18 protein-coding genes are annotated in these 19,760 nt (G+C 72.0%); 7 read left to right on the plus strand and 11 right to left on the minus strand.

The features are described 5' to 3' along the window. Positions 1 to 8: 8 nt before the first annotated feature. Both OHT01_RS04740 and OHT01_RS04745 read right to left on the minus strand, forming a co-directional pair. On the minus strand, positions 9 to 1,319 hold the full coding sequence (locus OHT01_RS04740; RefSeq protein ID WP_328551844.1) for an ABC transporter substrate-binding protein: 1,311 nt from the start codon (positions 1,317 to 1,319) through the stop codon (positions 9 to 11). 1,298 nt (positions 1,320 to 2,617) lie between these two features. Further along, entirely contained in the window at positions 2,618 to 3,592 is a 975-nt protein-coding gene (locus OHT01_RS04745; protein ID WP_328551845.1) for a LacI family DNA-binding transcriptional regulator, read from the minus strand. Positions 3,593 to 3,973: 381 nt separating this feature from the next. Between OHT01_RS04745 and OHT01_RS04750 the strand changes: the two genes are divergently transcribed. Next, positions 3,974 to 5,131: a hypothetical protein gene (locus tag OHT01_RS04750; protein ID WP_328551846.1), complete on the plus strand. Its 1,158-nt coding sequence runs from the start codon at positions 3,974 to 3,976 to the stop codon at positions 5,129 to 5,131. A gap of 322 nt (positions 5,132 to 5,453) precedes the next feature. On the opposite strand, the gene OHT01_RS04755 is transcribed toward OHT01_RS04750, so the two are convergent. The 7 genes from OHT01_RS04755 to OHT01_RS04785 form a co-directional block, all read right to left on the minus strand. Continuing rightward, positions 5,454 to 6,059: a GOLPH3/VPS74 family protein gene (locus tag OHT01_RS04755; protein ID WP_328551847.1), complete on the minus strand. Its 606-nt coding sequence runs from the start codon at positions 6,057 to 6,059 to the stop codon at positions 5,454 to 5,456. 148 nt (positions 6,060 to 6,207) lie between these two features. Beyond that, positions 6,208 to 7,461 (minus strand): serine hydrolase domain-containing protein, encoded by a 1,254-nt coding sequence (locus OHT01_RS04760; protein WP_328551848.1) that lies wholly within the window; start codon positions 7,459 to 7,461, stop codon positions 6,208 to 6,210. 513 nt (positions 7,462 to 7,974) lie between these two features. Beyond that, the gene (ykgO, locus tag OHT01_RS04765) at positions 7,975 to 8,097 is read right to left on the minus strand and encodes a type B 50S ribosomal protein L36 (RefSeq protein WP_081220789.1); all 123 of its coding nucleotides are present in this window, start codon (positions 8,095 to 8,097) and stop codon (positions 7,975 to 7,977) included. A gap of 138 nt (positions 8,098 to 8,235) precedes the next feature. Then, a complete protein-coding gene (locus OHT01_RS04770) occupies positions 8,236 to 8,493 on the minus strand; it encodes a type B 50S ribosomal protein L31 (protein ID WP_328551849.1) in 258 nt (85 codons plus the stop codon). Between the two features lie 171 nt (positions 8,494 to 8,664). After that, entirely contained in the window at positions 8,665 to 8,829 is a 165-nt protein-coding gene (rpmG, locus tag OHT01_RS04775; RefSeq protein ID WP_328551850.1) for a 50S ribosomal protein L33, read from the minus strand. A 483-nt stretch (positions 8,830 to 9,312) separates the two neighbouring features. Continuing rightward, complete coding sequence (locus OHT01_RS04780) at positions 9,313 to 10,029, minus strand: DUF4232 domain-containing protein (protein ID WP_328551851.1); 717 nt, start codon at positions 10,027 to 10,029, stop codon at positions 9,313 to 9,315. A gap of 141 nt (positions 10,030 to 10,170) precedes the next feature. Next, a complete protein-coding gene (locus OHT01_RS04785) occupies positions 10,171 to 10,710 on the minus strand; it encodes a hypothetical protein (RefSeq protein ID WP_328551852.1) in 540 nt (179 codons plus the stop codon). A 213-nt stretch (positions 10,711 to 10,923) separates the two neighbouring features. Here OHT01_RS04785 and OHT01_RS04790 point away from each other — a divergent pair, with 213 nt between their 5' ends. From OHT01_RS04790 to OHT01_RS04805, 4 genes are read left to right on the plus strand one after another with little or no spacing between them, the layout of a single operon-like run. After that, positions 10,924 to 11,628, plus strand: coding sequence for a response regulator transcription factor (locus tag OHT01_RS04790; RefSeq protein ID WP_328558025.1), 705 nt, complete (start codon positions 10,924 to 10,926; stop codon positions 11,626 to 11,628). Continuing rightward, positions 11,625 to 13,115, plus strand: a complete 1,491-nt coding sequence (locus tag OHT01_RS04795) for a sensor histidine kinase (RefSeq protein ID WP_328551853.1) — start codon at positions 11,625 to 11,627, stop codon at positions 13,113 to 13,115. The genes OHT01_RS04790 and OHT01_RS04795 overlap by 4 nt, the downstream gene beginning before the upstream one ends. 47 nt (positions 13,116 to 13,162) lie before the next feature. Further along, entirely contained in the window at positions 13,163 to 13,594 is a 432-nt protein-coding gene (locus OHT01_RS04800) for a hypothetical protein (protein WP_328551854.1), read from the plus strand. Then, positions 13,594 to 13,788, plus strand: coding sequence for a hypothetical protein (locus tag OHT01_RS04805; protein ID WP_328551855.1), 195 nt, complete (start codon positions 13,594 to 13,596; stop codon positions 13,786 to 13,788). The genes OHT01_RS04800 and OHT01_RS04805 overlap by 1 nt, the downstream gene beginning before the upstream one ends. A 195-nt stretch (positions 13,789 to 13,983) precedes the next feature. Here OHT01_RS04805 and OHT01_RS04810 read toward each other — a convergent pair whose 3' ends face one another. Then, positions 13,984 to 14,673 carry a class I SAM-dependent methyltransferase gene (locus OHT01_RS04810; RefSeq protein WP_328551856.1) on the minus strand — a complete coding sequence of 230 codons (690 nt, stop codon included), beginning with the start codon at positions 14,671 to 14,673 and terminating at the stop codon, positions 13,984 to 13,986. A gap of 89 nt (positions 14,674 to 14,762) precedes the next feature. Between OHT01_RS04810 and OHT01_RS04815 the strand changes: the two genes are divergently transcribed. Next, positions 14,763 to 15,449: a TetR/AcrR family transcriptional regulator gene (locus OHT01_RS04815; RefSeq protein WP_328551857.1), complete on the plus strand. Its 687-nt coding sequence runs from the start codon at positions 14,763 to 14,765 to the stop codon at positions 15,447 to 15,449. Positions 15,450 to 15,671: 222 nt separating this feature from the next. Continuing rightward, complete coding sequence (locus OHT01_RS04820) at positions 15,672 to 18,032, plus strand: SpoIIE family protein phosphatase (protein WP_328551858.1); 2,361 nt, start codon at positions 15,672 to 15,674, stop codon at positions 18,030 to 18,032. A 91-nt stretch (positions 18,033 to 18,123) separates the two neighbouring features. On the opposite strand, the gene OHT01_RS04825 is transcribed toward OHT01_RS04820, so the two are convergent. After that, entirely contained in the window at positions 18,124 to 19,365 is a 1,242-nt protein-coding gene (locus tag OHT01_RS04825; protein ID WP_328551859.1) for an NAD(P)/FAD-dependent oxidoreductase, read from the minus strand. Positions 19,366 to 19,760 lie beyond the last annotated feature (395 nt).

Raw genomic sequence — 19,760 nt, forward strand, 5'->3', positions numbered from 1 at the left:
GGTGTCGTTCACGCGGTCGCGAAGATCTGCTTCTTCTGGCGCTCGATCGAGGACAGCAGACTGTCCACGCCCTTGGGGTTCTGGAGGAACTTCTGGAGTCCGGGCTGCATCACCGTCGAGGTGAAGTCCGGGCGGGAGTCGCGGTCCATGAACTGGGTCAGGGTCTTGGCGCCCCCGATCATGTCGAAGGCCTTCTTCTGGAGCGCCGAGTACGCGGAGGTGTCGGCCTTGCTGGAGGCGGCCACCACGCTCGGGTCGCCCTTGAGGTAGAGCTCCTCGGCCGCCGGGCTGCCCATGTACTCCAGCAGCTTGAGGACGCCGGCGTGGTTCTTGGGGGCCTTGCTGACCATGAGGCCGTCGGTGGGGGCCTCCACGGTGTCCTGCCCGTACGCGGAGTTGATCTCCGGGAAGGGGAAGAAGTCGAGGTCGTCCAGGTCGTCCTTGTTGGTGAACTGCTGGGCCACGAAGGTGCCGAGGAGGTACATGCCGGCCTTCTTGGCCACCAGCGTCTGCGCGGCGTCCTGCCAGGTGCGGCCCATGAAGCCGTCCTGGTGGTACGGGAGGAGTTCGGCCCAGTGGTCGAAGGTGGCCTTGACCTTGGCGTCGGTCCAGGACGCCTTGCCGGCCATGAGCTGGACGTGGAAGTCGTAGCCGTTCAGGCGGAAGTTGATCTGGTCGAAGGTGCCCATCGCGGGCCAGGCGTCCTTGTCGCCGAAGGCGATCGGGACGAGCTTGTCCTTCTTCATCTGCTTGCACAGGGCGACGAGTTCGTCCCAGGTGGTGGGCACCTTGTAGCCGTACTGCTGGAAGACGCTCTTGCGGTAGAAGACGGCCCACGGGTACGTGGTCATCGGAACGAAGTAGTACTTGCCGTCCTCGCCCTTGCTGAGCTTCTTCATCGCGTCGGGGAAGTTGTCCCCGATCTTGGCCCACACGTCGTCGATGGGCGTGGCGAGCTTCTTGGCCGCGAAGAACTGCATGCGGTACCCGGCGAACCAGTTGAAGACGTCGTCCGGGGTGCCTTGCAGATACGAGTTGATCTGCTCCTGGAAGGTGTTGTGGTCCTTCGTGTTGACGTCGACCGTGAGGCCGGACTGCTTCTTGAAGGCCGCGTAGACGTCGGCGAACGCCTTCTTCGGCACGGCGTCGGACGCGTTGGAGCCGACCGTGACCGTCTTGGAGTCCGACGCCGCGTCACTGCCGCCGCAGGCGCTCAGCAGGGGTATGCCCGCGCCGAGCGCGGCCGCGCCGCCGATTCCGCGAAGCAGGGTGCGACGGCTGGGGGTCGGGGCGGACAGACCCGGGAGGGGAAGGTGCATGACGGCTCCTGAGGGCAGGGTTCGGTCGAGTTGGACGGCGGGGAGGCCGGAAATCGATCAGAAACCAACTCGACCGAACAACGTGGGCGTAATGACAGCCCGATGTCGCCGTGGCGTCAAGACCTCGCACTCCACGTGCCCGAAACGTGACCGACACGAAGCGGGGCGACGGTGGTCGCGCCGCGGGCACGTCCGTCCGTCAAGGCCACCGATCCGGACAGCGGAAGGCCTCCGGATACAGCTCAGCGGCCATGTGCGGGGCAAAGAAGGGGTATTGGACCGGTCAGGGAGAAGGCCGCGGGCACCGCGCGCGCCGGACCACGACGGGTGACATGCGGGGCGGGGCGCGGACGACGAGGGCCGCCGACGCCACCTCCGCGGGCGGTCCGCAAACCGGTCCGCCCGGACAGGCCGACGACAAGAGCGGTGTCGGCTTTCACGACGGAGATGACCAAAAGTCAACAGTCGCTGGTTGGTTCTGTTTGCAGGCAGCCCAAATCGACATGAGGGCGATTCCATAACAAATGACAACAGGGGCATGACGGACCATGGGGCCGCCCACCCCCCGGCCGGGCCGTCGCCCGCCGCCCAGTCTCGCGCAACGTAATCGATTACGCTACGGTCCCTCGACATCGATCCGGCAAAGCCGCGGAACGGAAACCGGCGTTCCGGAAGCGGTGGTTGGCGGTCGGTCCCGGCGTCGGGCGTCGACGCCGGGACCGCGTCGGACCGACTCCGAGGCCGTGTCGGGCATCGACGCCCGGGCCGTGTCGGGCCGACTCCGAGCCGAGGTCAAGGCGACGCGGCCGCGTCAGGCCGAGGGGGGCGACGGGCCGAGGCGGCGTCGGCGTCGGCGTCGGACCGGGTATGGGCCGGTGCCAGGCCCACACCAGGGCCGCGTCAGCCCACGCCAAGGGGCAGACCCACGCCGACGCGGCGTCAGAGCGACCCGAGGCGGCGTCAAGCACCGGCCCGAGGCGGGCCCCACCACAAGTTGGCGTCGGAGCGAAGCCGAGGCACCCGAGGCCCATGCCGGACCGAGTCCCAGCCGGTGTCAGGCCCACGCCAGGGCCGTGTGCACGAGGGGCCGGCTCCAAGGCGAAGGCCGAGGAGTTGGGCCCGCGTTGTGGCGCCGTCAGAGGCCCCGGCCCGAGGCCGGCGCCAGGCCGACGCGGCGGCGTCCCGCCCGCGTGGGCGGCGCCCTGCCCACGTGGCTGCGTCAGGGTGACGTGGCGGCGTCGGACCGGGCCGAGGCGGAGGACTGGCGTCGGGGCGGCCGGAGTTGCGGCGAGGTGGCGTCAGACCGAGGCGCGTGCAACGAAGTTCGCCGCCACCCGCACGGTCCGCTGTCGCGTCCGGCCGTCGATCTGCTCCAGGAGGAGTTCGGCCGCGACTCGGCCGACCTCGCGCGCCGGGTAGCGAATGGTCGTCAGCCGCGGGCGTACCAGCGAGGCGAAGTCGATGTCGTCGTGCCCGACCAGAGACACGTCGCCGGGGATGTCGAGCCCGAGGCGCTCGGCCGTGTCCATGGCGCCGACCGCCGTGATGTCGTTGCCGCACAGCACCGCTTCGGGCCGGCGCCGGGAACGCATCAGGCGTTCGAACCCCTCCGCCCCCGCCTCGCGGGTGTGCTCACCGTGGACGATGTGCTCCTCGGCGATGCGCAGACCCGCCGCGGCGGCGTGCTCCCGGACCCGCTCCAGTCGCGGATCACCGCCCGCGGCGTCCTTCGGCCCGGCGATCACGCCGATGCGCCGCCGGCCGGCGGCCGCGACATGCGCCAGCGCCTCGCGGACCGCGGTGTCGGCGTCGGGAGTGACCAGATCGACGTCGCCGAACGAGACGTCCGCACTGACGACCGCCGGAATCCCCGCGGCACGCAGCGCGTCGAAGGCGTCGGTGGCCAGCCGGAACGGCGTCATCACCACCCCGGCGAACCGCTGCTGCACCGACTCGCGCAGCAGCGCCTCCTCCTCGTCCCGGCGCGCCCCCGTACTGCTCACCAGGACGTGGTAGCCCCGGCCGCGCAGCTCGTCCTGTATCGAGCGGGCGAGCAGCGCGTAGAACGGGTTGGCGATGTCGGGCACCAGGAGGGCGACCATCGTGGATTTGCCGGTCCGCAGACTTCGGGCGACGGGATTGAGACTGAAGCCGAGCCGCTCGATGGCCGATTCGACCGATTTACGCGTTTCCTCGGTTACCGGCCGCTTTCCGCTCAGGACATACGAGACGGTCGCGGACGAGACTCCCGCGGCTCGCGCCACGTCACTCATGGTCACCCGCTGCCGCATTCGCGTCCGCCCCTTCTCCGACCACAACCCTACCGGCGCCACCGCCGCCCGAGGGATACGACGGACGCCACGCACTCCACGTCCTCGCAGGTCCACGCCCTTCAGCAAGCCGGACGCGGCCCGTCGGCGGCCTCGGAACGCGCGCCGGGAGCCGGGCCGCCCCGCCCGTCGCGGCGAACCGGCCGGGCACTCGGCGTCCTCTTCGAATTCTTCGCGATAGCCGCAATACGGCCAATCGTCAACGAAATTCCCATAGTCACCCGATGGCGGAGGTCCGTGATCCCTGGGGGCCTCGCCTCCCGACTCCTGGCCAAAGGCGACCATACTGGGAAGGCACACCACACCCCACCAGCAAAGTGACTCATGCCGAAGTCCTCCGCAGACCGTCCCACCGCCCCGGAAACAGTCTGGCTGGCCGCCGGGCGCCATACCGGCCCCGCCCCGCAACAGGCCCTCCGGGATCACCTGCAGGAACTGAAGAACAGCGAAAGGATCCAGGACTTCCTGGAGACGGAGAACGCCGCGACGCCCGATGGCCATGTCTTCGAGGTGCGCTGGTTCGTCGCCGACGACGTCACGGTGCGGGCGCGGCTCGCCACCGACGGACGTGAGCAGGTCGACGGCGAGCGGCGCTGGACGCTGGCGGCGGAGGCGGAGCGGCCCTGGGATCCCTCCTGGCCCTCCCCCGCCGCCCTGCTCTGGCCCGAGCGGCACGACCTCTCCTGGGACCGGGACGCCGCGGCCGGGCTGCGGCTCCAGGACGTCAATCCGCTGCCGAAGGACGACGCCGCCCTGCGCCGCCTGATCAAGGACACCGCCCGGCACAGTTGGAGCATCAACGTCGTCGTGCACGAGGCCATGACGCCCGACGCCGACGGCCGGCTCCCGCTGGCCCGGCTGCTGCCGCCCGCCCTGCGGCATCGCGTCGTGGAACACCGCGCCACGCCCGAGCAGTTCCACGCCGTCAACTGGGCGCTCGGCGACCTCGGGACGTCCGTGCCGCGGGGCGGGGCCGTCATCCTGTCCGGCACGCCCGCCCGGGTCGGATTCGACGAGCAGGCCTTCAGGGTGCGCAGCGTCTTCCTCGACGGCTCCCAACCGACGGAACTCCTGGACAAGGTCGTCCAGTTCGCGGCGCTGCCCTGGCCGTTGCCGGACGACGCGGCGGCGGCCCTGACCGCGCTCCGCGAGGAGTGGCATCTGCTGACCCTCGAAGAGGAACTCGTCCACGCGCGGGCCCTGGTGGCCTCGTACTCCGAGGCCCTCGACGCCATGACCAAGTCCCGCGACCTGTACCGCGAGGCGACCGAACTCGCCCACGCGGCGCTCGCCGAGATGGCCGAGTACCGGGACGCTGCGTCCGCCGCACGGGGCTCCGCGCAGGGACCGGACAAGCACCCCCTGTCGAAGACCCTCCAGCGTGTCACCGACACGCTGCTGTCCCGGCGGGCGCCACGCGTCGAAGCCCATCTCCAGGAGGCGCGCGCGAGCGAGGAGCGGGCCCGCGAGGCTTCCGGGTGACACCCGCGCGAAGGAGACGGCGTTCCCGCCGGCGCGCCACCAGGGGCGCAGCGCCGCTGGGCGCCCGGCCGTCGTAGCGCGGAGTCCCTGGCTGACGTACACGGTCTCGTCCCAGCCGAGGCCGATGCACTGGTGTCACCGGTTCCGCTCAGGCGCCCGGCCCTCGGAACCCGGAAGACCCTGTTGCCGGTTGCGCTCCGGCGCCCGGCCCTCCAGCCCGGCGGGCCCGTGGCCGAGTCCGCCCGGACGGCCGGCCCTCCGAGCCCGCAGGACCCCGTGCCGAGTCCGCTCGGGCGCCGCGCCGGATGTCGGCGAACGCCGCTCAGGCGCCGCGCCAGATGTTGGCGAACGCCGCGTTCTCGATGGCTCGGCGCTGGCGGACGGCTTCCAGTTCCATCACCGCGTCGTGCACGGCGGCCAGGACGGTCGTCACGGCGTCGTCGGCGACGTCCGGGCCGTCCTCGGTCTGCTCGGCGGGGATTCCGACCACCGCGGCGAGGGACGTGAGGACGGGCTCGTCCGCCGCCCAGCGGTGCGTCGCCCGGCTGCGGGCCGGTGAATCCACCAACTCCATGCGGTTGGCGCCGAAAGGCAGTCGGCCCCGCCGCTGCCGGGTGAGCTGCCCCGTCTGTTCGAGGTCGCTCTGATAGGCCGCCGACAGGTCCCGGCCCCTGCGCCACAGCCAGTCCTCGACCCGCTCGTACGGGGCCTGTCGCACCAGCACGGACGCCGCCTCCCCCAGAAGCCGGTCGTCCGTCGCCGGCTGTCTCGCCGGAACCATGCGGTCACCGTCCAGTGTGATCGCCTCGCCGGCGAGAAGATCGATCACCTCGGCTCCGGCGAGGGCGAGCGACAGGTCGCCCTGCCCCACCGGACGTTCCGGCTCCTTGTCCATCGTGATGATGAACAAGTCCCTGGCCGTGGTCACGAACGGCTCCCTTCGGAGTACTGCGCCCGGCGCGACCGTCACGCATCGGATCCAACACCTCCGGCGCACCACCGTCCGCGGGCGATTCGGCCGCCCGCGGAGAAGGGCACGTCACGATCGTGATCGTAACTCCCGGCGGACCGGCGCGTCAGTGAGCCGCGGGTTGCGCCGGCAGGTTGAAGACGTGCTGCGGCGTGACGATCTTCGTGATCGCGTCACCGAAGAGGGTGCTGGGCTCCGAGCCCTCGTGGTCGATGTCAGTGTTCAGCAGTACGACCAGGGTCGCGTGCGCCGGCGGGAAGTAGACGGTCAGCGACTCGTAGCCCGGCAGGGAGCCGTTGTGTCCGATCCATCCCTGTACGTCGAAGATGCCGAGGCCGTAGCCCGCGCCCGGGATCGTTGTGGGGGGTGTGGTGAGCCGCTGCTTCTGGGTGGCGGGGCTGATCATGGTGCTGCCGTCGGGGAAGACACCCGTGGCGACCGTACGCGCCCAGGCGCGCAGGTCCCGCAGATTGGAGATCATCGCTCCGGCCGCCCAGGCCCAGGAGGGATCCCAGTTCGTCGATTCCTCGACGTTGCCGCTCGCGGTCTGGTCCGTGTAGCCCTGCGCGTGCGGGCTCGGGAAGGCTGCGTCGACGGGGAAGTCGGTCTGGTTCAGGCCGGCGGGCGTCAGGATGTTGTTCTGGATGTACTGTCCGAGCGGAGCGCCGCTGATCTTCTCGACGACCAGGCCGAGCAGGATGAGATTGGTGTTGCAGTAGGAGAACTTCTGGCCCGGCGGGAACAGCACGGGGTGCTTGAAGGAGTACCCGAGCAGTTCCTGAGGAGTGAACGGGCGGCGCGGGTCGGACGTCAGCGCCGTGAAGAAGTCCGGGTCCATGGAGTAGTTGAAGAGCCCGCTGCGCATACCGGCGAGTTCGCGCAGGGTGATCTTGTCGCCGTTCGGCACACCGCCGACGTACTGGTCGATCGTGTCGTCGAGGCCGACCTTGCCCTGGTCGACAAGCTGCAACAGTGCCGTCACGGTGAACGTCTTGGTCTCGCTGCCGATGCGCATGTACAGATTCGGCGACATCTGCCGCCCGCTGCTCTTGTCGGCGAGCCCGAACGAACGCACGTAGCCGGCCTGGTGGGGCGCCCACAGCCCGACGGTCACCCCGGGCACGTTCGCCTCTCGCATGACCTTCCGTACGGCGTCGTCGAGTTGCTGCCGCACGGCCGGGGTGAGGTCCTGGAAGCCGTCCGACGTGCCGGACGGCGAGGGCGGTTCGGTCGCGGTGGCGGCCACCGGTACGGAGGCCGGGGCGGCGAACGCGGCGCCTCCCGCGACGGGTACCAGGAACGTCCCCACCACGACGGCGGTGACGGCACCTCTGCGCAATCGCCTGGACGAACGCCTCATGGGCCGACTCCCAGCGGACGAGGACGGGTCCCGCGTGCGGACGGGACGGCGGCGCGAACGGCACGCGGCCACGGGATGCGGGTCCGCCTCGGGGACCGCGGCGCAAGGACCGCCGCGGGAGACGTCCCGGTCCTGACGGACGACATGGCAAGACACGCGGAACGCGGAGGGGAACGATTCCTCACCCGCGGACCACCGCGGCGCCGGTCACGGGCTCCCGGTGCGTGGTGTCGCGGGTCACTGCCTCGCCTCGGACAACGGCCTCCGACGGCCGGCCCGGACATCCGCCCCGGACGACGGCCCGGACAACCGGCCGGGTCGCGTGGCCTCGAAGTCGTACCGTTCCAGCATAGGAGCGCCGGTGGTCCGCGTCCTGTCGGACCGTTCGCTCCCGTAGGGCGACCCGCCGTGGACGCGGACGGGCAGCCACGTACGCAAGATGCGCAGGGTACGCGGCCGGTCCGGCGGACGCGCTGTGCGTCCGCCGGACCGGGTCCTTCATCTGATGCGCCCTCAGCCCTGGCGGGCCTTGAGACGCGGGTTCTTCTTGTTCACGACGAAGACGACACCGCGCCTACGGACCACCTGGGCCCCGGGCTTGGACTTCAACGAACGCAGTGAGTTGCGTACCTTCACGACTCTGTTCTCCTCTCGCCGAACCGTCGAACCGTCGAACCGCCCAGTGCTCGAACCGCCGAGCCGACACGCCTGCCAATTCGTCGGCTTGCCGACTTGTCGGCCCGCTGGACCGTCTAGCCCGGCGCGCTCCGGCGGTCAGTGCCGGTTCGAATCCGACCGTCCGTAGCGGCGCTCGAAGCGCTCCACCCGGCCGGCGGTGTCCAGGACCCGTGAGGTCCCGGTGTAGAAGGGGTGGCTCGCCGACGAGATCTCGACGTCGACGAGGGGACGGGCGACGCCCTCCCACTCGATCGTCCTGGCCGAGTGCGCGGTGGACCGCGTCAGAAATGCGACGCCCGCGGCACGGTCCCGGAAGACGACCGGACGCGATTCGGGATGGATGTCGGGCCTCATGTGGTTCCCCTCTCGATTGCGGCGGGTGCGCCTGCCTCGCTTACGGCACGCGCACGGCCTCCGTGACGGCGGGTACGGCTGCCTCGATCACGGCAGCCACGGCCGCCTCCGTCACGGCATGTACGTCGTCGAACACACCGGGTACGCCCGTCGGGCGCGTCCGGCGTCGGGTCAGCGCTCCTCGCGGAACGCGACGTGCTTCCCGGCCAGCGGGTCGTACTTCCGCAGGACGAGCCGGTCGGGGTCGTTCCCGCGGTTCTTGCGCGTCACATACGTGGCGCCGGTCCCGGCCGTCGACTTCAGCGTGACGACGGGGCGCGCGCTGCTGCGTGCCATGAGGTCCTCCTTCACCCACCACGCACGAGCCTTGACTCGCGCATGCCAATCAGTTACGTGAGCTGTAACAGCGCAGCCCGCGTCCGCATTCCCCGGCCCCGGACCACCGGGCAGGCGACACGCCGTCGGCGCCCGCCGTACACGGCCCGCGACACGCCGTACACGGCAGGCGACAGAACCGCGCCGGATGCGTCCCGGGCGCCGGAGTCGGCCTGTATTCCGCCGACGGAGCAAGGCTCGCCCGTGCCGTAGGAATGGAGCGTTCCCGTTCCGTAGGTCCGGCGGCCCTGTGCGGCACTCTCCGTCCGTCCCGGGGCCGAGTCGGCGCGGCCCGGGTCCGGCAGCCTACGGACGGTTCCCCCGGAGACCATCCCCTGCCGCTCACCCGAGCCGCTCACCCCTAGCCGCGCACACCGATACGTACGTCACCGATGCGTACGTCACCGATGCACAGGCTTCACCCAGGGCCGGTCACGAGACCGGTCAGGCAGGCTTGGCCGCGGTGACCGCGGTGACCGTCGCCTTGTTGTCGCACTCGGCCAACACCCCGTCTTCAAGGGCGAGTTGGTGCGCCCCGCCGGAGGGGAGGGCCACCACCAGAGTCGGGTAGGTGACGGGATCGGCCCCGGACACGCAGTAGCCGTCGCCCTCACCCTGGACCTGTACGAACGTCACCTTCACCCAGGCCTTCCCGCCGGGCGCGACCAGCACCTGGGGCGAGGAGCCCGTCGGCGTCACGGCCAGCGGGTGGTTCTTCTCGGGGGAACCGTTGGCGGCTCCCGCCACCGTCGGATACCCCCGCATGGCACACGACGTGCCCGACATGTTGGTGAACTCGACGATCACCGCGCCGGTTCCGGTGCCCTGTGGCCTGACAGCCGCCTGGTACATGAACGCCTTCAGGGACTCCGCGGCGCAGGCCTTCGTCTTCGTCGTGGGGGTCGAGGTGGCGGACGCCGAACCCGGCGCCTTGGGAGTGGAGCCGCCCACGGGGCCGGCCGACGATCCCGTCCCGCCGGACGAGGCCGCCGGACTCGGGGAGTTCGAGGACGAGGACGTCGAACCGGCCCGCTTGCCCGACGGCGAGGCACCGGCGCCCGCGCCGTCGTCGCCCGGTTGGCACGCGGTCATCACAAGTGTGGCCGCCGACAGGGTCGCCATCGCCAGAGCAGCCCTGCGGACGCCCGGCCTGTACCGCATCCCGTTGTGCATGAAGTCCCCCGATTGCCATGTTCAGGCGCCGGTCGCTCACCGGCACTCGTCGCTACAGACCGCGCCACGGCCGCCCGTGGTTCACGTACGCACAGGGCTGTGACACGACGGTGACGGGGAGGACACCGGTCACTCCGCGCCGAGGACCAGCGACAGGCGCTGGGCGGTGCTCGACGTGGAGGTGAACTCCCGGCAGTCGACCACGACCCGCAGAGCCCGGGCGGCGGCCCGGACGAGGTCGAGCCGGGCCGTCCGGCCCGCGCCGGCGACGAGACGGGCCTCCACCCACGTCGTGGTCGCACCGACGTCGGTGCGTACCGTCCGCCGCCCGGTCAGCACGCGTGTCGTGGCGTCGCCGGACGTGCTGTGCAGGACGGGGACCTCGGCCCGGTCGGCCGTCAGGGTGCCGTCGTCCTGGAGCGTCCAGCGGGCGCCGCGCAGCCGGTCGCCCACGTCCTGCGCCTGGGCGCGGGTTCCCGAGAGTGCGTCGGCGGAGGTGACGTCGAGGGTGCGGAAGGTGCGTCGTCCCCGCGGCCGGTCGGGCGTGTCGTCCCCGGACGGCGACGGCTTTCCGGGCGTGAAGGTCGGCAGGACCGCCGCGAGCAGCCGGCCCCGGCCGATTGTGGGCGTCGATGCGTCATGGCAGCCATGACACTCCCCTCCCCACACCGGGCCGCTCCCCCACGAGCACCCAGGACATGCGGGACATTACGCTGTCCGGGCACACCCTTACCGGCCAGAAAATCCTTCGTTACCTTTTCGTGCCTGCGCCCGGCGCCGGACAGGTGGACCGCGCGAGTCCACCGGCGCGTCGGCTGGTGCACCATGGGCGACGAATCGGGCCGGTGCGGCCGGCCCGATCCTCGGAGCTGGGGTGTGGTGATGGGCGGAGACCGGGGCCGGGTCCTCGTCGTCGACGACGACGCGGCGATACGACGGTCACTCGAACGGGGGCTGCGGCTGGGCGGATTCGCGGTGGATCTCGCCGACGGCGGCCGGCCCGCGCTGGCCATGGTCCGGCGGACGCCGCCGGACGCGATCGTGCTGGACATCTCCATGCCGGACCTCAGCGGCATCGACGTCTGCCGGACGCTGCGCGAGGAGGACAACGACGTACCCGTCCTGATGCTCTCGGCGCTCGACGAGACCCATGACCGGATCGCGGGCCTGCAGGCCGGGGGCGACGACTACCTGGTGAAACCGTTCGCGCTGCAGGAGTTGGTGCTCCGGCTCCAGGCACTGCTGCGGCGCCGGCCGCCGAGGGACACCGACACCGTACGGGTGGGTGGGCTGTCGCTGGATCCCGAGACCCGCCTGGTCAGCCTCGACGGACGGCAACTGGAGCTGACGCGGCGGGAGTTCGAGCTGCTCCATGTGCTGGCGCGCAACGCGGGCATCGTGCTCGGCCGCGATCAGCTCCTCGACCGGGTCTGGGGATACGACTTCGATGTGCGCACCGACGCGGTGGACACGTTCGTGAGCTATCTGCGGCGCAAGCTGGAGGCACCGGGGCGGGCCCGGATCATCCACACCGTACGGGGCGTGGGGTTCGTGCTGCGTGACGACGGGCCGGAGGCCGCGCGATGAGGCTGTCCACCCGCATCGCCCTCGCCGTCGGGGCGACCGTGCCCGTGCTGGTGCTGGCCACGGGCTGGTTGCTGCTGCGGCTGGTCGCGACGGATCTGCACCACCAGCAGGACGCGCACCTGCGGGAGAGCGCGGCGGCGGTGGCGAAGGACGCCCGCGGGCTGCTGCGGGCGAGTGCCGCCGACCGGTCGGCGGCAGTGGAACAGGCGCGTGAGCGGCGGCTGTTCACTTCCGCCCTGGATGTCGGCGTCCGGCTGGTCGGCCCCGGGGAGACCTTCACGGGAGGCCCGCAGCCCGAGCAGGGAGTGCCGCTTCCGGTGAGTGCGCCGGTGCCGGTAACCCTGCGGGCCGGCGGGGACTCCTGGCGGGTGCTGTCGACGCGGGTGTCCGGTGCGCGGCCCGGAGTACGCGGCACGCTCTGGCTGTTCGCGCCCGACACCGCCGCGGACACCCAACTGCGGCTGGTGCGCAGGCGCGTGGTGACGGTGGCGCTGCTCGCCGCGCCGTTGTCGGGGCTGCTGGCCGGAGCGGTGGCCGGGCGGGCGAGCCGCCCGTTGCGGCGGCTGCGGGACAGCGCGAGCGGTCTGGATCCGCGGACCAGCACCGCCCGCCTCGATCACGCGCCGGCGCGGATCACCGAGGTCGACGATCTGGCGCACACGCTCCAGACGGTCCTGAGCCGCTACGACGAACAGGCCGGCAGGACCGAGGAGGCGCTGGCCACCGCCCGTTCCTTCGCCTCGGCCGCCGCGCACGAACTGCGCACTCCGCTGATGAGCATGCAGACCAATCTGGAGATCCTGACCGAGCATCCGGGCCTTCCGGGCCCCGACCGCGAGGAGGTGCTCGACGACCTGCGCCGCGAACACGCCCGGCTGCTGGGGCTGTTGGTCATGCTGCGCGAGCTCGGTCGCGGTGACCTCGTCGAGGCCGACGCCTTCGGTCCGGTGGACCTCGCGGACGTCGTCGAGGCGAGTGTCCGGGAGCAGCGGCGGCGCCATCCGCTCGCGCACATCACCGGCGACTGTCCGCCGGGGCTGCGGGTGTACGGCTGGGAGCCCGGCCTGCGTACGGTCCTGGACAATCTCCTCATCAACGCGCTGGTGCACGGCGGCGGTTCGGACGGCCGACCCGCGCGGGTCGGCGTCACGCTGGGCGTGAGCGGCGACCACGCCGTCCTGTTCGTCGACGACGAGGGGCCCGGGATCGCGCCCGAACGGCGCGGCGAGGTCTTCGAACGCTTCGAGCGCCGGCCGGACAGTCCGGGTTCGGGCCTGGGACTCACCCTGGTCGCCCAGCAGATCGGCCTGCACCGGGGCCGTGTCCGTGTCCTCGGAGCGCCGGGCGGAGCCGGGGCCCGGATCGAGGTCGTGCTCCCGCTGCTCGGCGGCGGCGCCGGGACGGAGGCGGCGCTCCCCGCGCAGCGCAACTGGGTGATCGACACCGCCGGCGGGCGGCCACAAGAATTCCACAAAGAGGACTCCTAGCGTGCCGGACATGCGGGCAACCGCCCCCGAACGAAGAGGAGTCGAGCATGTCGAGTACGTCGAGGCCGTGGATGCCGGCGGCATCGCGGACCAGGAGGACCGTCGTCTCGCTGATGGCGGTCGGCGCGCTGCTCGGCGCGGCGGGCGCCGCGTCGGCCGACGGCACGGGGAAGCAGCCGTCGGGGGCGCCGACGGGTGACGGCGCGAAGGCGCTCTGCAAACGCGCGCCGAAGATCGACCAGCGGATCGACCGCATCCTCGAACGGCTGAACGGGGACGCCTCGCAGCGCGGTTCCATCGCCCGGCTGGAGGAGCGGGTGTCCCATGCCAAGTCCGCCGGGCACACCGCGGTCGAGACCTATCTCAACGACCGGCTCACCTTCCGACGCTCGCTCGTCCCGACCCTCCAAGGCCGCCAGAAGGATCTGGCGGACGTCGAGAAGTGGTGCGAGAGCAACGGCGAGGGAGCCGACTCCTGATGCGCGCACGGTACTTGGCCCTGGCTCTCGCCACGACCGCGCTGCTCCTGACCGCGTGCGGCGGCCCCGCCGACACCGGGAACGCCCCGGCCTCCCCGGCACCGACGTCCACGGACCTCGCCCATGTGCGGAAACTGGTCGACGGCGCGGAGTCGGCGGCGAGTTCGGCCGAGTCCGACATGGCCCGGGACTAGGACCTGTCCGGGGGGCGTGTCCGGGGGGCGTGTCCGGGGGGCGTGTCCGGGGGGCGTGTCCGGGGGCGTGTCCGGGGGGCGTGTCCGGGGGCGTGTCCGGGGGGCGTGCCGCCGCCACGCCCCCGACGGAGCACGGGAGTTCACCCGGCCGGGGCCTTCGGTGCGGCGGCGGCCGGTGACGCGGCCGCGGGGGTCCTATCCCATCCGTGGCACGGGTTCCTCGGACATCGGGCGTGCGCCCTGGACGTACGTCAGCCAGGGGCGGACGTCGCCGGTCCCCCGGATCTCGAAGCCCGCGCCGGCGACGATCCCGTCCAGCAGGTCGGTGCGGTTGTGGGACATGGCGTGCCCCAGGCCGCCGTGCACCAGATGCCGCCCGAGGGCGCTGTTCGGCGGTCGGAACTCGACGACCAGCAGTCGTCCGCCCGGCCGCAGGACGCGCCACATCTCCTTGAGGGCGGTGGGCCGGAGTTCCTCCGGCAGGTGGTGCAGCATCAAGCTGGTGACGACGGTGTCGAACGACCCGTCCGGCAGGCCGAGGTCCTCCGCGACCCCTTCCCGGTAGCCGCACGCGGCGCCCTGTCCGGCCCTGTCCTTGCGCCGGGCGTAGGCGAGCACCGAGGGCGAGGGGTCGACCCCCGTCACCGATCCCTCCGGTCCGACGGCGAGCGCCATGCGCCGGGTCAGGTACCCGGTGCCGCACCCCACGTCCAGTACGCGGTCCCCGCGCTGGGCCCCGCTCAGCGCGGCGAGCCGGGTGAAGGCACGGTTGCGTCGGCCCGCGAAGCAGAACGCGCCGCACAGTTCGTACGTGCGCGGGGCTCCGATCGTCACCCCCGGGGTGTCCGCGTGCGGTTTCCCCTGCATAAGACGTCCGATGGCCATGTCAGCCACTCCTTAACTTAGCGACGACTAAGTACGCCTCTAACTTAGTCCCGACTAAGAAAACCCGCAAGGGGCCTACGATGGCCTGTGTGACCGACACCGAGAAGACCTCCGCCCACCAGGGCAAGGCCCGTACCCGCACCCGGATGCCCGCCGCGGAGCGGCGCGCCTCGATCCTGGCCGCGGCCACCGAGGTCTTCTCCGAGACGGGCTACGAGCGGGGCAAGGTCTCCGACATCGCCCGGCGCGTCGGCGTCACGGAACCCGTGGTCTTCCAGAACTTCGGCTCCAAGTCGGCCCTCTACCAGGCGGCGCTGGACCATGTGACGACGGCGGTCACCGCGCTCCTGGGCCAGGCCGCCGACACCGGACGCCCCGTCCCCGAGGTACTGGCCGCGTTCCTGGACCCGGCCCACATGGACCGCTTCCACCAGCGCGGCGCGCACGGCTTCCTCTTCGCCGACGCGGCCGCCCTGGCCCACGACCCGGCCCTCGGCGAGGCCGCCCGGAACATCCACCAGAACTTCGCGGAAGCCCTCGCCGGCCTGCTGCGCCGCGGCCAGAGCGCCGGTGACATCCGCGACGACATCAGCGCGGACACCGCCGCCTGGTGGCTGATCTCGCTCCTCGCCGGGCGCCCCCTCCGCAGCGCGGTGATTCCCGAACGGGCCTCCATGGAGGCCCAGTTGACGGACATGACGCTGCAATCACTGCTCCCCCCGGGCGGCCCGCGCACTCCGGGACCCCCGACCGGCCACCAGCCGCCCGGTAGCTGACCGAGGCCCCGGCATCCGTCCGCCTCGCCGGATCGCCTGATCGCCGGTGGGACGCGGACGCCGACGCGCCCCGCCATGGGCGAGGTCCTACATTAGTAGAATCAGTGCTTTATGGACCGAACGGGACATGATTCGCGACCTGACCTCCTCCGGTGATTCAGCCGTCGAAGTCTTCCCATGACGCTGAGCTGCCCAGCCGGACGCACAGCAGAGGTGATTCCGGTGACCGGTGCTACTCCGCTGATGGTCGTGGACGGCGCGGGCGTCGTCGTCCGGTGGAGTCGCCGGGCACGTGAGATCTGGCTGCGGTCGGACGCCGAGGCCGTCGGACGAACGGCCCTGACCGTGGTCGCGAACCGCGCCAGGGACGACGGCGACGACGCCGAACCCGGATCGGGCCCCGTGGGCATCCACGACGTCGACGGAAACCCGCTCGATCTCCGCGTCCAGATCGTGCCGCTCTCCGACGGCGCGGTGGCGTGGGGCGTCTTCGAGGCGGAGGACGGCGTCTCCCGCGTCGACACCCGGACCGCGATGGTCGACGTCCTCGGCCCGGACACACGCGAGGCCTTCTTCGTCCTGGACTCCGAGTTGCGTGTCCTGAGCGTCAACGCGGCGGCCTGCGCGTTGTGCGGCATCGCGCCGGACGAAGCGCTCGGTCGGCCTGTCACCGACGTGTGCCGTCCCTCCCCGCACCAGGATCTCGAAGGCGTCCTGCGGGGCGTCCTCGCTTCCGGCACCTCGGTCACCGACCACGTCGTACGACTCGATCCCCCGAACCCGTCGTCTCCGGAGCGCCGCGCCAAGCTCTCGGCGTTCCCGCTGAGGTACGCGCGTGGCGTGGTCGTCTCCATGACCGAGGCCACCGAGCCCCTGCGCACCCGACGACGGCTCGCGGCGCTCGGTTCGGTGCGGGAGCGGGTGGGGAGGAGCCTGGACGTCGTCACGACCTGCCAGGAACTCGTGGACGCGCTGGTCCCCGGCTTCGCCGACATCGCGGTGGTCGACGTGGTCGACGCGGTGGTGCGGGGCGAGGACCCGCCGCTCAGCCCCCTCGGGCGCGACATCCCGTTGCGCCGCGCGGCCTTCCGTATCGAGGGCCCCGCCGACAGGGCGCAGGCCCATCCGCTCGGCGACGTCCGTGCCGTGCCCTCGCCGACTCCGTACTCACAGGTGCTCAGCGATCTCAGGCCGCGAGCCGTCGCCCTGGAGAGCGGCACCCCCTGGCTCGACGTGGATCCGGAGCGGGCCCGCGCCATCCGGGCCTCCGGCGCCCGCCTGCTGCTCACCGCACCACTGGCGCTGCGGGGCGCCGTGCTCGGACTGCTGAGCCTCTACCGCACGGAACCGCACGACGCGTTCGACGAGAACGACCTCGCCGTCGCCGAGGAACTGGCCGCGCACACCGCGCTGAGCCTCGACAACGCCCGCCGCTACACCCACGAGCACACGATCGCGGCAGCGCTGCAACGCCATCTGCTGCCACCCGAACCTCCCTCGCAGACGGCCATGGAATTCGCGCAGTTGCACGTCCCGGCCGACGCGGGAGCGGGTACCTGGTACGACGCCTTCGGTCTGCCCGGCGCTCGCACCGCCCTGGCGATCGGGGAGGTCAGCGGGAGCGGCATCGACGCCGCGACCGCCATGGGCCGGCTCCGGACGGTGATCCACTCGCTGGCGGCACTCGACCTGGAGCCCGACGAACTGCTCGCCCGCCTCAACGACGCCGTCGTACGGCTCGCCGACGAGCGTGCCGCCCTGCCGCCGGGCGATCCCCTGCGCCGGCAGCCGCTCAGGGCCGGCTGTGTCTACGTGGTCCACGACCCGCTCCACGCGGTCTGTGTCATGGCCTCCGCCGGTCATCCGGCACCGGTCGTCGCCCACCCCGGCGGTGTGGTGCACGTCCCGGAGATCCCGACGGGCCCTCTGCTGGGCAACCACGACGGACCCCCCTTCGCCACGGCCACCGTGCCCGTGCGGGACGGCAGCGTGCTCGCCCTGCGCTCCACCTCGTTCCCGGGCTCGCAGGGTCCGGACGGAGACGGGCCGGACCCGTTGCGCGAGGCGCTGACCCGGCTGGACCGCCCGCTGAACGAGGTGCGGGACGACGTTCTCTACCGCCTGGGCCACACCTCCGGCCGGCACGACGTCCTTCTGCTGCTGGCCCGCACCCGCGCCTTTCCGCCGGACCAGGTCGCCACCTGGTCCCTGGACTCCGTGCCCGCGGCGGCCTCGGCGGCACGGCACCACGCCCGGGACCTGCTCGCCAAGTGGCACGTGGACGAAGAGGTGGCGTTCGCCACGGAGTTGATCGTCAGCGAGCTGGTCACCAACGCCGTGCGGTACGGAGCGCCACCGATCCGGTTGCGCCTCGTCAAGGACTCCACGATCACCTGCGAGGTCAGCGACACCGGCGGGGCCGCACCGCGCCTGCGGCACGCGCGGACGGTCGACGAGGGCGGACGCGGCCTCTTCATCTGCGCGCAGATGAGCCACAACTGGGGCATCCGCTACACCGCGCAGGGCAAGACGATCTGGACGGAGCAGACGCTGCCCCAGAACACGCGACGGCCACGGCCCTGAGGGCTGCCCCGGAAGGCGAGAATCACCCGCGCGGCCGCCGAACCCGACCGCGGGACACGGCCCCGGCCCGGGGTTCTCCGGCGCGACGCGGCTACCCCGCGAGGTCCCTCGCGACCTCGCGGGCCGCGCGGGCGCCGGACGCCAGCGCGCCCTGCACCGAGCCGGTGGCCCGGTGGTCCCCGCACACGTAGCGGCCCGGGGCCACCCGGCTGGTCCGGCCGAGCGGCTGCGGGGGCGGCATCGCCGGCAGGGCGTCGGGCACCGTACGGACGGTGAGCAGGTCCCAGCTCGCGGTGTCGGTGCCGTAGACCTCCGCGAGGGCGTCGCGCAGCCACGCCTCCCGGCCCTCCTGGTCCTGCCCGAGGACCGAGGTGGCGATCAGCGACATCCCGGGCGGGGCGTAGCCGGGAACCACCTCGCTGAGGACGCACGTGTTCAGGAAGCGTCTTCTCGTGTCGGTGACCAGGATGGCCTCGGCCGCCGGGCGGCGGGTCGCGGCGTGGTAGTACGTCGTCACGACGCGGTACGCCGGAAGGTCCAGCCCCGGCAGCAGACGGGCGGCGGGGCCCGGCCCCGTGGCCACCACCACGGCCCGGGCGGCCAGTTCGCCTCCGGCGTCCAGTTCGACCCCGTCGTCCGTGAGCCGCGCGACCGGGGTGCCGAGGTGTACGGCGTCCGGGGGCAGCGCCTCGGCCAGCAGACGCGGCACGGCCCCGATACCCGCGCCGGGCAGGCAAAGGGTGCCGCGCAGCATGCTGCGCCAGACGAGGTGGAAGACCCGGCCGGAGGTCTCCAGTTGGTCCTCCAGGAAGACGCCCGACAGGAAGGGCCGGAAGAACCGCTCCACGAACTCCTCGGAGAATCCGGCCGCGGCCAGCGCGGTGCGCGTCGTACGGTCCTCTCCGCGCTTGAGCGAACGCACGGGAGCGAGCATGTCCCGGCCGGACAGCGCGGCCAGCGCGATCAGATCGCGGGTCCCCGCGAGGCGGCCCGGACGCAGGTCTCCCAGACGCCGGGGACCTCGGGTCGGGTCGCTGAAGCGCAGCGGCCCGTCCTCCGTGTGCACGAGGATGCCCGGCGTGAAGGGCCGCAGCCGCAGCTCGCGCAGCGCGAGCCGGCGCCGGACCTGCGGATAGGACGTGTTGAAGACCTGGAAGCCCCGGTCGACGACGAATCCTTCGTGCGCGTCGGAGCGCATCCGGCCGCCCACCCCGTCCGACGCTTCGAGGACGCGGACCCCGAAGCCGTACCCGGCGAGATCGCGGGCACAGGCCAGACCGGCGAGCCCGCCGCCGACGACCAGGACATCGGGTACGCCGCTCTTCGCGGTCATGGGCATCATCCTCCGGGCTTCCGGTCCGTCCGCGCGCCGGTGGGCGTGCGTGGGGGGTCCGGGCACGGACGGCGGCTCCGCGCCGTCGCACGCGCCCTCCTGAACCGATCTTCCCGCCGGGCCCGCCGGGCGGATGCGGGGCCACGCCGGAAGACCGTGCCGAAGGGCACGGAGCCCGGGACTCCGGGTTCTGCCGAAGCGGAACAATTCGGTGCGGCCGGCCGTTGATGGGGATGTGGTGTGGAGAGGGCCGTATCAGGGAGCCTTTCACCGATTGGCGTCCGCCCTCCGCCCACCCTGTGAACGGCCCCGGCTGGTCTCCCCCGTCCAGCCGGGGTCTCTCGTTGTAACGCGCCGGTTCTCCACGGCGTGCGGCGGCCGCGAGAACGGCCGGT

Origin of the sequence: Streptomyces sp. NBC_00358 (genome assembly GCF_036099295.1) — a bacterium.
Classification (GTDB): domain Bacteria; phylum Actinomycetota; class Actinomycetes; order Streptomycetales; family Streptomycetaceae; genus Streptomyces.